Origin of the sequence: Gordonia sp. i37 (assembly GCF_002043085.1) — a bacterium.
GTDB classification, from domain to species: Bacteria; Actinomycetota; Actinomycetes; order Mycobacteriales; family Mycobacteriaceae; genus Gordonia; species Gordonia polyisoprenivorans.
This window is the reverse complement of record NZ_MVPX01000559.1, coordinates 1-15,151: the sequence shown is the minus strand read 5'-3', so window position 1 is coordinate 15,151 and position 15,151 is coordinate 1. Positions and strand designations below refer to the sequence as shown.

The 15,151-nt window shown below is 66.4% G+C and carries 15 protein-coding genes; 6 read left to right on the top strand and 9 right to left on the bottom strand.

Translation table 11 applies throughout. From position 1 onward, the window contains the following. Positions 1 to 26: 26 nt before the first annotated feature. From B1964_RS27730 to B1964_RS27700, 7 genes are all read right to left on the bottom strand, one after another. The gene (locus B1964_RS27730) at positions 27 to 329 is read right to left on the bottom strand and encodes a hypothetical protein (protein WP_253194239.1); all 303 of its coding nucleotides are present in this window, start codon (positions 327 to 329) and stop codon (positions 27 to 29) included. 186 nt (positions 330 to 515) lie between these two features. Beyond that, entirely contained in the window at positions 516 to 1,340 is an 825-nt protein-coding gene (locus tag B1964_RS27725; RefSeq protein ID WP_079932113.1) for a mycofactocin-coupled SDR family oxidoreductase, read from the bottom strand. A gap of 100 nt (positions 1,341 to 1,440) precedes the next feature. After that, the gene (locus tag B1964_RS27720; protein WP_079932112.1) at positions 1,441 to 2,283 is read right to left on the bottom strand and encodes an alpha/beta hydrolase; all 843 of its coding nucleotides are present in this window, start codon (positions 2,281 to 2,283) and stop codon (positions 1,441 to 1,443) included. After that, positions 2,280 to 3,881 carry an AMP-binding protein gene (locus B1964_RS27715; RefSeq protein ID WP_079932111.1) on the bottom strand — a complete coding sequence of 534 codons (1,602 nt, stop codon included), beginning with the start codon at positions 3,879 to 3,881 and terminating at the stop codon, positions 2,280 to 2,282. The genes B1964_RS27720 and B1964_RS27715 overlap by 4 nt, the downstream gene beginning before the upstream one ends. Positions 3,882 to 4,008: 127 nt before the next feature. Then, complete coding sequence (locus B1964_RS27710; RefSeq protein ID WP_079932110.1) at positions 4,009 to 5,199, bottom strand: CoA transferase; 1,191 nt, start codon at positions 5,197 to 5,199, stop codon at positions 4,009 to 4,011. Continuing rightward, positions 5,196 to 5,843 carry a PaaI family thioesterase gene (locus B1964_RS27705; protein WP_079932109.1) on the bottom strand — a complete coding sequence of 216 codons (648 nt, stop codon included), beginning with the start codon at positions 5,841 to 5,843 and terminating at the stop codon, positions 5,196 to 5,198. The genes B1964_RS27710 and B1964_RS27705 overlap by 4 nt, the downstream gene beginning before the upstream one ends. Next, a complete protein-coding gene (locus B1964_RS27700) occupies positions 5,840 to 7,015 on the bottom strand; it encodes a Rieske 2Fe-2S domain-containing protein (RefSeq protein WP_079932108.1) in 1,176 nt (391 codons plus the stop codon). The genes B1964_RS27705 and B1964_RS27700 overlap by 4 nt, the downstream gene beginning before the upstream one ends. A 292-nt stretch (positions 7,016 to 7,307) precedes the next feature. Here B1964_RS27700 and B1964_RS27695 point away from each other — a divergent pair, with 292 nt between their 5' ends. The 5 genes from B1964_RS27695 to B1964_RS27675 are packed head-to-tail and all read left to right on the top strand — an operon-like array spanning position 7,308 to position 11,841. Next, positions 7,308 to 7,673 carry a hypothetical protein gene (locus tag B1964_RS27695; RefSeq protein WP_079932114.1) on the top strand — a complete coding sequence of 122 codons (366 nt, stop codon included), beginning with the start codon at positions 7,308 to 7,310 and terminating at the stop codon, positions 7,671 to 7,673. Next, complete coding sequence (locus B1964_RS27690; RefSeq protein WP_006373048.1) at positions 7,670 to 8,113, top strand: zinc ribbon domain-containing protein; 444 nt, start codon at positions 7,670 to 7,672, stop codon at positions 8,111 to 8,113. The genes B1964_RS27695 and B1964_RS27690 overlap by 4 nt, the downstream gene beginning before the upstream one ends. Next, entirely contained in the window at positions 8,110 to 9,294 is a 1,185-nt protein-coding gene (locus tag B1964_RS27685; RefSeq protein WP_079932107.1) for a transporter, read from the top strand. The genes B1964_RS27690 and B1964_RS27685 overlap by 4 nt, the downstream gene beginning before the upstream one ends. Further along, the gene (locus B1964_RS27680; RefSeq protein ID WP_079932106.1) at positions 9,291 to 10,760 is read left to right on the top strand and encodes an aldehyde dehydrogenase; all 1,470 of its coding nucleotides are present in this window, start codon (positions 9,291 to 9,293) and stop codon (positions 10,758 to 10,760) included. Before B1964_RS27685 ends, B1964_RS27680 begins: the two co-directional genes overlap by 4 nt. Positions 10,761 to 10,800: 40 nt before the next feature. Then, positions 10,801 to 11,841 (top strand): PDR/VanB family oxidoreductase, encoded by a 1,041-nt coding sequence (locus tag B1964_RS27675; protein ID WP_079932105.1) that lies wholly within the window; start codon positions 10,801 to 10,803, stop codon positions 11,839 to 11,841. Positions 11,842 to 11,898: 57 nt separating this feature from the next. On the opposite strand, the gene B1964_RS27670 is transcribed toward B1964_RS27675, so the two are convergent. Continuing rightward, positions 11,899 to 12,552, bottom strand: a complete 654-nt coding sequence (locus tag B1964_RS27670; protein WP_006373044.1) for a TetR family transcriptional regulator — start codon at positions 12,550 to 12,552, stop codon at positions 11,899 to 11,901. Positions 12,553 to 12,732: 180 nt separating this feature from the next. Further along, positions 12,733 to 13,488, bottom strand: a complete 756-nt coding sequence (locus B1964_RS27665) for an enoyl-CoA hydratase/isomerase family protein (RefSeq protein ID WP_079932104.1) — start codon at positions 13,486 to 13,488, stop codon at positions 12,733 to 12,735. 235 nt (positions 13,489 to 13,723) lie between these two features. Here B1964_RS27665 and B1964_RS27660 point away from each other — a divergent pair. After that, on the top strand, positions 13,724 to 15,151 hold a 1,428-nt coding region (locus B1964_RS27660; RefSeq protein ID WP_079932103.1), incomplete at its 3' end, for an aldehyde dehydrogenase.

Genomic DNA, 15,151 nt, shown 5'->3' with positions numbered 1-15,151 from the left:
CGTGGTGCTGCCATGCTCTTCATCCTTCACAGGTTCGAGAGCCTCCGACAAACCCGGGGCGGTTCATACTTGTTGACGAACGCGCCGTTGAGCAGAACCACCGGCCGCGGATGTGCCGCCGACGGCCGACAGTTCGGATCGTTCATACCGGGCGGCACCAGGTTGGGCTGCGCAATCGACAGCCGCAGTGCGGTGGTCCAGTCGGTCTGTGCGGGTCCGGTGGTGGCAAGCGGATCGGCGGCGGCGGTCGCACTGACCGCACCGACCAATGCCAGTGCGGCCAGTGCCCCGGCGCCGACCATGGCCGCGCGTCTACGGCCGGCGGCCATGAGCGAGCGTCTCCGACTGGCATTCATGACGGGCGTCTGGCGGCGCGGGGTCACCGGGATCGGGGGATCGGTTTGAGGTCACCATGATTCGGCTCTCTTCGGATGGGGAGAGTGGACGTTCGTGCGCAGTCAACCTATACCTATTAGGTAGCAGAGCGTCGTCGAATCAGGAGGAGAAGCTGATGCTCAGCGGTTGTTGTATCCCGCGTCGACGGGCAGCGTGATCCCGGTGATGTAGCGCGCCTCGTTGGAGGCGAGGAAGACCATCGCATTGCTCACGTCGACTGCCTCGATGAGTTCGACCGGCATCGGATTCTTGTAGGCCTCGTCATTGGCCACCTCGGGGTGGGTGTTGACGAACTCGCCGTACTCGGCGTTGGCGACCATCGGGGTGTTGACGCCGGTCGGGTGCACGGTGTTCACCCGGATCGAGTCCTTGGCCAGCTGCTTGGAGTACAGGCGCATCAATCCGACGACGCCGTGCTTGGACGCCGTGTACCCGGCCTGTCCGGCAAAGGTGTTGAGGCCCATGCTGGTCAGCCCGGCCGCGGAGCTGGTGATGATGATCGACCCGCCCGTGCCCTGCTGCACCAGCCGGGGCACGGTCACGTCGAGGACCTGCCACACGCCGGTCAGCATGACATCGACGGCGTCATGCCAGGCCTGCGGCTGGTCGCCGGGGCCGATGACGGGCATGATGCCCGCGTTGGCGATCACAGTGTCGAGCCGCCCGAACTGTTCGATCCCGAGATCGAGTGCGCGCTCGATGTCTTCGCGCTTGCGCACGTCGCCGACGGTCGTGACGATCTCCGCGCCCGCCTCTTTCACGAGCCGCTCGGTCTCGGCGAGATCCTCGCGGGTCGCCATCGGATAGAACACGGTGGGGATTTGGTCACAGATGTCCATACCGATGATCCGAGCACCCTCCTGCGCCATCCGGACGGCATGCGAACGCCCTTGGCCGCGAGCGATTCCGGTGATGAAGACAACCTTGCCCTCGAGTCGTGTCATGATCTTTCCTCTCTTGCCCGAACGTCGTTCGGATCGGTGTGGGGCACCCGGATTTCGGGTGTCGGGGTTGGCCAAAAACGGGAATCCCGGAAATCGGGTGTCACAGGGTGTCGAGGAAGTCGAGCAGTCCTTCGCTGAGCACGTCGTTGTCGTCGCCGCCGACCATATGGCCCGCACCCGACACGTCGAGGTGGGTGGATCCGGGAATCAGCTCGAGCAATTCGCGGACTCCGGCATCACTGACGACGTCGGACTGGGCGCCCCGGATCAGTAGCGTCGGGACGTCGATCCGACGTGCCGCCTCGCGTGCGTGACCTTCTCTGGCGGCGGCTTGTTCAGGGCTGTTCTCGCGGTGGGTGAGGATGCGCGGATCCCAATGCCAGTACCACCGGCCATCGCGCTGCCGAAGGTTCTTGCGAAGTCCCTCGATGCGAGGTGGACGTCTGCGGTCGGGATTGTAGGCAGCGACCGCGTGCAGCGCGTCCTCGAGAGAATCGAAGCCGTCGAGCCCGCGCTGCATGAAGGAATGGATGCGCGCGAGTCCTTCCGGCTCGGCGCGCGGTGTGATGTCGACGAGTACCAGCGCACGAGCCAGTCCGGGATTGGTGGCCTGCGCGATCAGCGAGGCCATCCCACCGAGCGATGCGCCGACGAGAACCGGTGGTTCTGACAGGGATTCGGCAACATCGACGACATCGCGGGCATGCGCGGCAATGCTGTAGTCCCCGTCGTCGGCCCACTGGCTCTCCCCGTGGCCCCGGGCGTCGACGGCATAGGCGCTCCACCCGTGTTCGGCCAGCCGACGACCGGTGCGCTGCCACGAATGCCGGGTCTGGCCACCCCCGTGGAGCAACAGCACACTCCCGCGTGTGCCCGTCTGCTCCGGCTGCCACACGTCCGCGCGCAGCGTGACGCCTTGTCCCGCAAGGCTCTGTGCCCTCACGCCGTCACCGTTTCTCCCCCGACCGGCGCCGGCGGCTGGGGTTCCGGGGTGACGGCAACCGGGGTGGCCGACACCGGGGAGATGGGAACCGCGGATGCAGGCACGCCGGGGAAGCGTTGGCGCAACGTCGGTTTGGCGAGCTTTCCGGAGAAGGTACGCGGAAGTGGCTCGTCCAATGCGACGGCGTGCTTGGGGCGCTTGAACTTTGCCAGATTCACCTCGGAGACCGCGGCGATGTCGGCGATCACCGCGGCGGGTTCCCGCTCGCTGTGGAAGACCACCATGGGCACCTCGCCCCAGGTCTCGTCCTTGACCCCGATCACCGCGCAGTCGACGAGACCGTCGATCGCGTGCAGCGTCTTCTCGATCTCGGCGGGATAGACGTTGATCCCACCGGAGATCAGCATGTCCTTGCTGCGGTCGACGATCTTGAGGAATCCCTGCTCATCCTGGAGCCCGAGATCACCGGTCCGCAACCAGCCGTCGGTCAGGGTGGCCGCGGTCGCCTCGGGCTTCGCCCAGTACTCCCGCATCACGTGTTCGCCCCGGACGAGGATCTCGCCGACCTCGCCGGCCGGCGTCGTCGTACCGGGATCGCCGATCCGCACCTCGGTACCGACCAGCGCGAGACCGGCAAAACCGGGGCGCGTCAGGGCATCCTGGTAACTCAGTGTGGAGACCATTCCGGACGCCTCGGTCAGTCCGTACACCTGGATCAGCGGAATACCGTGTTCTCGATAGAACTCGAGAAGATCCGGGCTCACCGGTGCCCCGCCGGTGCCGGCGAAGGTGAACTCGGCCAGTGTGCGGCGTCCGAAGTCGGGGAGCGCGGCCATCCGCTCCCAGATGACCGGCACGGTGGTGGTGGCGGTGACCTGCTCCCGTTCGAAGGTGTCCAGGGCGATCTCGGGATCGAATTCGCGCAACAGCACCATGGTCGCCCCCGGCACCAGGACCAGCTGGACGAAGATCGACAGCAGCGAGCCCGTGAACACCAGTGGAGCCGAACACATCACACGATCGGAGCTGGTGAAGCCGAAGCTGATGGTCTGCGAGATTCCCGGCGTCATCGCGCTGCGATGGGTGATCAGCGCACCCTTCTGCACGCCGGTGGTCCCCGAGGTGTAGCAGATGAACGCGGGATCGTCGGGCGAGATATCGACGACTGGTGCGCGCCCGGAGTCGATCAACGTGTCATAGGGTCGGTGGCTCGTGCCGTCCACCGAGAACACCTCGAAGTCGGCATGGTCGGCCGCCACGTCGAGCAACCCGGCGAACCGCTCCTCGACGATGATGACGCGCGGCGCGCTGTCGGTGATCATCGGCACCAGTTCGGGGCCGGTCAGCCGGAAGTTCAACGGGACGCCGATTGCACCGAGTTTGACGACGGCAAGGATCAGGTGCGCGAGTTCGGGGCGGTTGAGCATCAGCAGGCCGACCCGGTCGCCCGCGCCGACTCCCCGTGCGGCGAGCCCGCGGGCGAGGGCATCGGTGACGGCGTCGACCTCCGCCCAACTCTGGGTCCGTCCCTCGAAGACGATGGCGTCCTGGGTGGGTCGCGTCTTGCCCCAGTAGCGGGTGAGTTCTGCGAGGTTCATCGGGCTGGCTCCTGCCTGGGTCCGGGCGGACCGCTGTGTGTGACGCCACTCACATGAGGTGGCTCAAAACTAACATAGATAGGTTATGGGCGGAATGGTTGCGCAGATTCGGGATGCGAACCGCCGGTCATCCGCGGTCGACGAGCTCGGCGAGGACCTCTGCGGTGTCGGCGCCGACCTCGGGAGGCAGTGCGGGCGCGAATTTCTCGCCGTGCACCCGCACCGGACTCCGGAGGAATTCGAGCTGCCCGGCGGTGGGATGAGAGACGGTGTAGGTGGTCTCGCGCGCCCGGAAGTGCGGGTCGTCGAGCAGATCGCGCACGCTGTTGACGGGGCCGCCGGCGATGCCGTGCTCGAGGAAGACCTCGATCCATTCGGCGCGCGTGCGGGTGGCGAAGATTCTGGTGAGTTCACGCCAGACGAGATTCGCGCGGTCGGCGGCGCCGTCGTCGACGTGGGTGAGATCGACGTCGATCAGGTCTTCGCGGTCCACCGCTCGCAAGAAGTGGTGCCAGAACTTCTCGACATGTGAGCCGAAGAGAATGGCCTCGCCGTCGGCGGTGCGATAGGCCTCCAGACGGGGCCAATCGGGTAGCCGCCCGTCGGGTAGCCACGTGGACCGTGCCGTCGATGCATCTCGATTCAGCTCGGCGTCAACGAGATCCGGCATCCACGCGGCGGCGATGTCGATTCCGGCGACCTCGACGTGACTGCCCTCGCCGGTCGCCGTGGCCTTGTGCAGAGCCGCCAACAGGGCCATCGCACCGTAGGCGCCCAGTGCGTACATCGCGATGGGCGGGGTCCGCGAACCCGCCATCCCGTCGGTGGGTGGCTCATCGGTCGGGGTGTTGACCTCGCGCAGACCGGCGAACGCGTCGAATACGGGGCCGCCGGTGCCCAGGGTCCGGTAGGGACCGTCGGTGCCCATACCCGAGACGCTGCACAGGACGATGCGCGGATTGACCTTGCGGAGTTCGGGCAGCCCCAGGCCGAGCCAGTCCAGATAGCCGCCGCGCATCCCCTCCACGACAGCGTCGCTGCGGGCGGCGAGATCGAGAAAGTCGCGCTTGCCATGTTCGGAACGAAGATCGAGCTCGACGGACCTCTTGCCCCGGTTCCACCGTAAATGCATGAAGGCGGGGCCGTCGTCGTCGCCGATGGTCCGACTGCCGCCGACCCGAACCGGATCGCCGAGCGGGCCCGTCTCGATCTTGATCACCTCGGCCCCCAGGTCGGCCAAATGTCCGCCGAGCGAGGACGGAGCGAGTTGCGCGACCTCGAGGATGCGTACCCCGTTCAGGAGCGAATAACCGGTCATGTGTGGTCTCTCGGTTGTGGTGGACGTGGGACGATCCAGAGTCCGGTGGCCTCGGCGAGCAGGGTGGTGCCGTCGCGGATCTCCCCGCGCATCCAGCGCTTGCGACCGTCCTCGCCGAGGAGTTCCGCTGTCACCGACAACTCCCGGTGCAGCGGTGCGGGAGCGCGGTAATCGACGGCCAGATGTGCGGTGCGCGCCCAGGGGCGCCCGCCCGCATTGGCCAGTCGTGACAGCGCCTCGTCGAAGATCATCGGGGTGACGCCGCCGTTGAGTGCATCGCGACCGGAATGGAAGCGACCGAGGGTGAACCGGGCACGGACCGCCTCCGCGGTGACCTCGTCGATATGCAGCGCCGGAGTCAGGATCTGCCCGCGTCCGGGGCGATCCCACAGCTTCCCGCCGGGCTGGCCGTCCTCGGCGACCTCGTGGTCGGCGAGCACGGCGGCGATGTCACGGATGCGCGCGGCGAGCACGGCGGCCACCTCCGGTGGCGGATCGCTCCGGGTGAACGATTCTGCAAGCAGTGCAACGGCTTCGGTGAGTTCGGCGAACTCATCGGCCCCCGGTGTGGTCGGCTGCAGCTGGTCCTGCCAGGAGGGTTGGAGCCGAGCCGCAGCCGACGATGAGGAGGGCGTCGGCGTCACGCGACCGGCTCTCCCACGGGGGCGGCCAGCGCGGCAACATCGCGCGCGACCATCGTGTGGAAGACCTGCCCGGGAAGTTCGTTGCGCCCGTAGATGAGTTCGTCGACCTGGCCGTTGGCGGCGTTGTCGGTGATGGTCTTGGTGACGAACCAGTCCTCGTCGTGCAGCGTCTCCATCAACAGATCCCAGTTCTTCTCGAGAATCCGCTCCTCTCGGGCGGTCTGCGGCTTCGTCGGCGAGAGCAGCCGGATGGTGCAGTACGAGACATTCGGGTCGTCGGGGTCGGGGACGATGGTCCAGACCTCGAAATGGTTCGGCTCGGTGACCAGCATGGTGCCGGGGTACACGGTGTAATTCGCCAACGAGTAATCACGGACGTCGTAGGTGTCGGGGTCGGCGTCGCGCACCTCGGTGATGGACTTGCGCGCCACGACCAGCCGCCACGACCGGTCGACCATGTCGAAGGCGGTGATGTTGCCCTCCAGGTAGTTGCACACCGTCTTGGTGTGCAACTGGCACAGGTGATACGAGTCCTGGACGCCGTCGACGGCGATCTTCCAGTTCATCCCGAGCCGCCAGGTCTCCTTGCGGACCTGATACGACGTGGTCATCCCGGTGTCGGCGACCTCGGCATCATGCTTGTGCCCCAGGGTGGCGGCGATGTCCAGGTCGGCACCCGGCGTCGGGACCACCCACACCAGCGAATGGCGTACCTCGCAAGGGAACTCGACGAGTCCGTACTCGGTGCGGTCCATCCCGTCGAAACCTTCGGCATGGGGCATCCCGCGCAGTGCGCCGTCCTTGCCGTAGGCCCAATTGTGGTAGGGGCAGCTGAACACCCGCTTGCACCCGGACTCGGCGAACTCGACCTTCGAACCGCGGTGACGGCACACATTGGAGAACGCGCGGATGGTGCCGTCGGACTGCTTCACGAGGAGCAACGGCGTACCCATCAGGTCGGTCGTCACGAAGCTGCCGGTCTTCTCGAACTCGTCGAGATGGGCCACGATGTGCGGGAATCGACGCACCACCGCGAGTTCCTTGCGCGCCAGTTCCGGATCGTCGAAGACGGAGAACCGAACCCGCAGGAGGTCGTCTGCGTAATCGGTCGAATCGTGGTCGACATGGGCGATCAGCCGCTTGGTCAGCTGGATTTTCTCTTCGCGTTCCATGGCGGCCACAATGCCACATGCAACAAATGATGTCTACTGTCTCGTCTAATGACGTTAGTTTGATCGTGGATCGCCGAGGTGCGCCAGGCGCGAAAAATGTTCATGTACAGCCGAAATGATGTTCATGGGCGCCCAGCGATTCCCGTGGCCCTTCTCGTCGGAGATGTGGTGCAGCACACACATGGAGCCAGGAGGTCGCGGCCTGGCGCGGTTGACGCAGTAAAACTAACTCCGTAAGGTTTAATGCCAGAAGATGGTGCCGGCGTCCACGTCGGCGGTGAGGAGTGATGCGGTGACCGAGATCGACGACTTCCGGCAACTGTACGAGCGCCACGTCGGCCACGTGGTGGCCGGCGACATGGCGGCTGCGGTGGCCGACATCGCGCCGGCGACCCTGGACACGATCTTCGAGGGTGTCACGGTTCCGCGTCGAGAGGTCGAGAGCTTCGAGATCGTCGACGTCCGGTCCGAAGGTGATCGGATGGTGGGCGAGGCCGTTTACCGTGGTGTCGACGGCATCATCGGATTGCGATCGGTCTGGGAGCGCCGTGACGATTCCTGGCAGGCGGTGGCCCTGGCCAACTTCACTGCGGACAACTTCACTGCGGCCGACGCCGAGTCGCCGACGAGCGGCAGCGTCGAGGGGGGTTCGCGATGACGACGGCAGCGCCCCCGTGGGGGCCGGCCGCCGACGGCCACGACCAGCAGTACTGGGACGGTCTGCTCGCCGGTGAGCTCCGTCTGCAACGCTGTCACGACTGTCGCACGTGGATCTGGGGACCCCAGTCGGTGTGCAGTGCGTGTTACGGATTCGATCTGCAATTCGAATCCGTCGAGCCGAGCGGCACCGTCTACAGCTGGAGCCGTAGCTGGTACCCCTACATCGACGAACTGCGCGATCGGTTGCCCTACATCAGTGTGCTCGTCGAACTTCCCCATGCCGGCGGCCGACGAGTGCTCGGATTGCTCGTCGACGACCTCGACCGGGCACCCCGGATCGGTGAGCCGGTACACGGCTTCTTCGAGCGCGACGAGACCCAACCGTGGCCGCTACTGCGCTGGCGACGTGACGAGACCGAGGGAGGTGACCGACGATGAGTGTGTCGATGCGAGGCGCCGCCGCGGTGGTCGGTGTCGCCGAAATGCATTACAAGCGCGGAGAATCGCCGTACACCGAGCAGCAGATGACCATTCGCGCGATTCTCGATGCGTGCTCGGATGCGGGGGTCTCCCCGCGCGAGATCGACGGCTTCGTCTCCTACGCGGGGGGTTCGAACGACGGACCGATCCTCGGTGCGGCGCTCATGATCGACGAGTTGCGCTGGTCCAACATGATGTGGGGAGGTGGCGGCGGTAGTGTCGCGGCCGCTCTCATCAATGCTGCGACCGCCATCGCCACCGGTCAGGCCCAGTGCGTGGTGGTCTACCGGGCGATGTCGCAAGCCGACACCGGTCGGCTCGGATACGCGAAATACCACTACGGTTCCCACTTCTTGGCCCACGGGGTCGGTTCGCCCGCCCAGATCTGCGCCATGCGGACCCAGAGCATGCTCGAACACGACGGCGTGCCGCGAGAAGCCATGAGATCCCTGGTGCTCGCGGCCTATCAGCACGCACAACAGAATCCGACCGCGCAGGGGTACGGCCGGCCGCTCGACGCCGACACCTACGACGGGTCACGGTTGATCGCCGAGCCGTTTCATCTCTACGACTGCTCCCGCGAAAGCGACGGCGCCGTCGCGCTGGTCCTCGTCGCCGACGAGCGGGCACGAGAGCTCCGCTCGGACCCGGCCTATCTGCTCGCCGGTGCGCAGGGCGCCCCCGGTGGATACTGCGAGCGCATCGACAACGACGCCCAGTACTCCACCGCCGGGTTCGGTCCCGCCAACAACGGGAAACCCGGTGTCGCCGAACGCCTGTGGACCGCAGCTGGTCTCGGTCCCGATGACGTCGACGTGGTGCAGGTGTACGAGAACTTCAGTGGTCCGGCCGTCGCTGCGCTGATCGACCATCGGCTCTGCCCGCCCGGCGAGGCGGCCGGCAGCGTGATGACGGTGGAGAACCTGACGGCGCCACAGGGCAAGTTGCCCGTCAACACCAGTGGCGGCAACCTGGCCGATGCCTTCGTCAACGGTCTGAACCTGGCCGTGGAGGCGGTCCGTCAAATTCGCGGTACCTCGACCAATCAGGTCGATGGAGCGCGGACGTCGTTGTTCATCGGTGGACCGATGGCCCCGCTGGTCAGTTCGGTCCTGTTCGCCCACGAGGACGTGCTGTGAGCATCACCGATCGGGAGTCGGAGCCCGTGCTCGACCGCAGGCAACTGTTCATCGGGGGGCGATGGGTCGAGCCGTCGTCGGCCTCGACGGTCACCGACGTCATCGAGGCGGCGACCGAGAAGTCCGTGGGCTCTGCGGTGTTGGGTTCTCCCGCCGACATCGACGCCGCGGTGGCCGCGGCGCGCGCGGCCTCGGCGGGCCCCTGGTCGGCCATGCCCGGCGGTGAGCGCGCCGAACTACTGGAGCGATTCGCCTCGGCGTTGCAATCCCGTGCCCGTGACACCGCCCGTCTGGTCAGCCGCGAGAACGGCATGCCGATCGCACTCTCGAAGTCGGTCAACGGGTTCGGGCCCGCGGCCATGGTGCGCTACTACGCTAACCTGATCCGTGCCGACGAGGCCGCCGACGTGCGCCCGAGCTCCTTCGGCGGGCGAACCGTGGTTCGACACGAGCCCGTCGGGGTGGTCGCGGCGATCACCCCGTGGAACTACCCGCAACCCCTCGCGGCGATGAAGATCGCCCCGGCGCTCGCGGCCGGGTGCACCGTCATCCTCAAACCCGCGCCGGAGACGGCGCTGGACGCCTACGTGTTCGCCGATGCCGCACACGATGCCGGATTGCCCGCCGGAGTCCTCAACATCGTTCCCGCAGAACGTGACACCGCCGCATACCTGGTTGCGCACCCCGGCGTGGACAAGGTGGCCTTCACCGGGTCGACGGCGGCCGGTCGGGAGATCGGTCGCACCTGCGGTGCGCTGCTGCGACCCGTGACGCTCGAACTCGGTGGCAAATCGGCGGCCATCGTCGCCGACGACGCCGATCTTGCACAGTTCGCCGCGCATCTGCTGGAGGTGTCGCTGGTGAACAACGGTCAGACCTGCCACGCGAGCACCCGAATCCTCGCACCGCGTTCGCGATACGCCGAGGTCGTCGACGCCGTGACCGACACGGTGCGCGCCCTGCCGGTCGGCGACCCGCTCGACAAGGCCACCGCCATCGGTCCATTGGTCAGTGCGCGGCAACGGGATCGGGTGCTCGGCTACATCGACGCCGGACGCGCTGCCGGATTTCGCATCACCACCGGTGGCGGGGCTCCCGCCGACCAGCCGCTCGGTTGGTTCGTCGAGCCCACGGTGTTCGAGGGCGTCGACAACTCGGCGACGATCGCACAGGAGGAGATCTTCGGCCCCGTGCTGACGATCACCCCGTACGACGGCGACGACGACGCGGTGGCCATCGCCAACGACTCCGAGTACGGACTCGGGGGCACCGTCTGGACCGCTGACGAGGACCACGGGCTGGCGTTGGCCGCGCGGATTCAGACCGGCACCGTCGGGGTCAATCACTACGCCCTCGACCTCGCGGCGCCGTTCGGGGGAGTCAAGGCGTCGGGACTGGGTCGAGAACTCGGCCCGGAAGGTCTCGCGCCCTATCGGTCCACCAAGTCCGTGTACTTCTCGACATAGCGGCTCTCGCCTCATTGCCCGGGTGACCGCTCGACAGGAAATGGAATTCTCGTTGCAGCACACCAATTCTCACGAGCACCACGCGATGGTGGTGGCCGCCAAGGACGTCGTGGCCACCGATGTCGTCGCGTTGACCCTGGCGGCGGCCAACCCCACACGCGCTCCGGGTGATACGGCAGACGGCCACTCGGCAGACAGCAATGGAGCAGACGGCGCGACGAGGGTCCCCGAATGGGATCCCGGCTCGCACATCGACCTGATCCTCGGTGCCGACCTGATCCGTCAGTACTCACTGTGCGGATCGGTCGCCGATGGTGACCACCTGCACATCGCCGTGCTGCGTGAACCATCGGGCCGCGGAGGTTCCGAGCGTGTCCATGACGTGCTCGCGGTGGGCGACACCGTCGAGATCAAGGGCCCGCGTAACCATTTCCCACTGGTGAATGCGGCGTCATATCTGTTCGTTGCCGGCGGCATCGGGATCACGCCGCTGATCCCGATGATCGCGCAGGTCGACGACGCCGGCGCGGAGTGGTCGCTGCTCTACGGTGGGCGTACGCGCAAGGGGATGGCCTTCGCCGAGGATCTCGTCGACAAGTACGGCGACCGGGTGACAGTGCGGCCCGAGGACGAGTACGGACTGCTGCCGCTCGCCGACGCGCTCGATGACCAACGCGTGGGTACAACCGTCTATTGCTGTGGTCCCGAACCGTTGCTCACCGCGATCGAGAAGCTCTGCGACACAAGACCGGACGTGGAACTCCACGTCGAACGATTTGCGCCCAAGGCCCAGACCGTCGACGGGACCGACGGCGCGGCCTTCGAGGTCGAGCTCGCGCAGAGTGGTCGGGAGATCCGGGTCGGCGAAGGCGAAACCGTCCTCGATGCATTGTTGCGGGAGGGCATCGACCATGACTTCTCCTGCCGCGAAGGCACCTGCGGCACATGCGAAACCGCGGTACTCGACGGTGTTCCGGACCACCGCGACTCGGTGCTCAGCGACGAGGAGAAGGCCGAGAACGATTGCATGATGGTCTGTGTCTCGCGCAGTTGCTCGCCGCGGCTCGTCCTCGATCTCTGACGACGCCGACCGCCGAGGTCACCCGTCTCTCCGAGCGCCCGGCCACGGCACGTGGCGTCAGGCCGACTTGGCCTCGTCCGGACGCTCGAGATCATGGTCGCGGATGATGCCGTGCAGGAAGCTGCGCACCATGGCCTCGAACAACTGCTTCTGCGTCAGATCATTGGCGGCGAGTGCCTCGGCAAGCAGCGGCTGAGAGTTCTTGTCCACGTTGGGAAAGATCGTGGACTTGGTGTTGGGCCGGCGCATCGCCTCCATCAGGACCGCGCCGATCGCCAGGGTCTCCATCCCGTCGAGGATGCGCACGTGCAATTCCACGGGGACACCCGAATCGAGGAGGAACTGCGCGGTCTCCTCGTAGGTGGAGACGAACAGATCGCGCGGCAGATGCTGCAACAGCACCGGGGCGGCGTTGCGGTGCCGCAGGATTGATTGTCGGAAGTTCAGGGCCAGCGAGACGAAGAACTCCGGCCAGCCGGGTCCGGGACGCATACGCGGCCGCTTCACCGACGTACCGGCGATGTAGCGGGCGACCTCGGTGAGGATTTCGTTCTTGTCGGAGAAGTGGTGATACAGCGAGGGGGCGCGCACTCCGAGATGCTTGGCCAGGCGGGGAAGGCTGAACGCGTCGAGTCCCTCCGAGTCGATGATCTCGATCGACGCCGTGACCGCGGCAGAACGGCTGATCAGCGGATTGGACGGGCGCGCCATCGAATTCCTTTCCGAACGTCCGGGGGTGGTTAATCTGCCCGGAGTAGGTTTTCCGAGTAGACCCTCTCAAGCCTAGATTCCTCCGGTGGGCTGACCAAACCCAACACCGTCGATACGCCGACCCTCGACACATCCGAAGCGGTATGCCGGCAGGCGATACCCGAGAACGCGATGGACACCTCAGAACAGGTCGCGAGCAGGGCGGGGGTCGGCGGCGAGCAGACGGTTCTCCTCGTCGTAGCGCTCTCGCAGCGCGCACGTGCGGTGTTCGCGCATCAGGCGTTTCGCGTCGCGAACACCCGTGCCGGGAAGTGCGGCGACCTGCTCGGCGAGCGCCACCGAGGTGGCGAGGATCTCGTCGTCGGCGACATAGCGGGAGAACAGACCCAACCGGTGCGCTTCGGTCCCGTCGAGAACGCGACCGGTGAACAGCACGTCGGTGGCGTGAGCGTGCCCGATGATATCGGGCAGAAGCCATGTGAGACTGGCATATCCGTACGACGTACCGGTGATCCGAAATCGCGTACCCGGTCCACCGACTCGCAGATCCGAACACACCGCGAGATAGGCGCCGAGGCCATGGGCAGCCCCACGCATCGCGGCCACGGTCGGCAGCGGCGTGGAAAACCATCGCCACAACCACTCCTCGCGCTCGCGCAGCAGTGCCGACTCGCTCTCCGGGGGCAGCGTGGCGAGCTCCTTGAGATCCCACCCCGCCGACAGCGCACGCCCACCCGCCCCGGTCAACACCAGGCAGCGCAGCGACTCGTCGGCCTCGGCGGCCCGTAGCGCCGCGTCGAACTCGCGCTGCGCGGTCCGATCCAGGGCATTGCGGACGTGTGGCCGGTTCAGCTCGATGACGCCGACACCATCGGCGCTACGGAAGACGACAGTGCGGGGCTCCTGATCATCCGGCTCCTGATCACTGATCGTCACGCGGTCCTCCTCGACTCGAAGCCGTACTGGCGCCGGTAGGGCCTCTGAGCTGCAATCAAGCGCGATACAAAATACGAATAGTGTCAGCTGTTGACCTAACGGCTTTCGGTTACTACTCTACATCTGTGACCCGCTTCACAGGCCGAATCCACCTCGCCGTGACAGCCGGTCGCCGGTGGCCGGACACCGTTCACCGCGCCACCTCGCACCGATCTCTCTCGAGGAGCAGCCACACATGACAACCACAGAACTCCCCGCCGATCAGCTCGCGGCCATCGAGGACCGCGAGCAGGTCTTCATCGGCGGACGGTGGGTCGATTCATCCGGTGACGAATGGATCGACGTCGTCGATTCCTGGTCCGAACGCACTGCCGCCCGGGTACGCGCCGCGACTGCCGACGACATGGCACGCGCCGTGGATGCCGCGCGGGCCTCCTTCGACGACGGGACGTGGGCGAGCACCCCGATCACCGAGCGCGCCGACGTCATCGATGAGATCGCCACCCGGCTCGAGGCGCGCACCGAGAAACTCACCACCCTCGGAATCGTCGAGGTCGGGGTGACCCTTCCGGTCAGTGCGATGACCCAGCAGATGACGATCGGCCTGTTCCGCGCGGTGGCCGCCGAAGCGCGCAAGGTGGCGCTCGTCGAGGAACGTACCCGCGCCGATGGCGGTGTTTCCCGAATCCTCAAGGAGCCCACCGGCGTTGTGGGCGTGATCATTCCGTGGAACGGCCCGATCGGCACCATCGCCTTCAAGGTCATTCCCGCACTCGCGGCGGGATGCTCGGTGGTGCTCAAGACCTCGCCGGAGGCATGCCTGTCGCCGTCGGTGTTCGCCGACGTGATCGGCGAGCTGGTCGCCGAGGGGCGGATTCCCGAAGGGGTGGTGAGCGTTCTCGCCGCCGACCGCGAGGTGTCCGAACAACTGGTCACCAATCCCGAGGTCGATCACATCACCTTCACCGGCAGCACGGCCGTCGGTCGTCGGATCATGAGTCTCGCCGGTGACCGGGTGGCCAAGGTCTCGCTCGAACTCGGTGGCAAGTCCGCGGCGATCATCCTCGACGACGCTGATCTGCAGACGGTGATGGCCAACGTGCCGATGGGCGGGTGCATGCAATCGGGTCAGGCTTGTATCGCGCTGACGCGAGTCCTGGTCTCCCGGGCCCGGCACGACGAGGTGGTGGCCGCGTACAAGGCGGCGCTGGGCATGATCCCGATGGGTAATCCGTGGGAGCAGACGAACTTCCTCGGTCCGCTGACCTCGCAGCGTCAGCGCGATCGCGTGGAGAGTTACATCGAGACCGCGAAAGCCGAGGGCGGCGAGGTCGTCCACGGCGGCGGCCGCGGCTTCGATCATGGGTATTTCGTGGAGCCGACGATCATCGACAACGTGCGCAACGACATGCGCATCGCCCAGGAGGAGGTCTTCGGTCCGGTGATCTCGATCATCACCTACGAAGACGAGGATGATGCTGTCGCGATCGCCAACGACTCGATCTACGGCCTGTCGGGCGCGGTGTTCACCGCCGACGTCGAGCACGGATTCGAGGTCGCTAAGCGCATCCGGACCGGTACCGTCAACGTCAACACCTCGGTCATCGACTTCACCCTGCCGTTCGGTGGCTACAAGCAGTCCGGCGTCGGGCGCGAGGGTGGA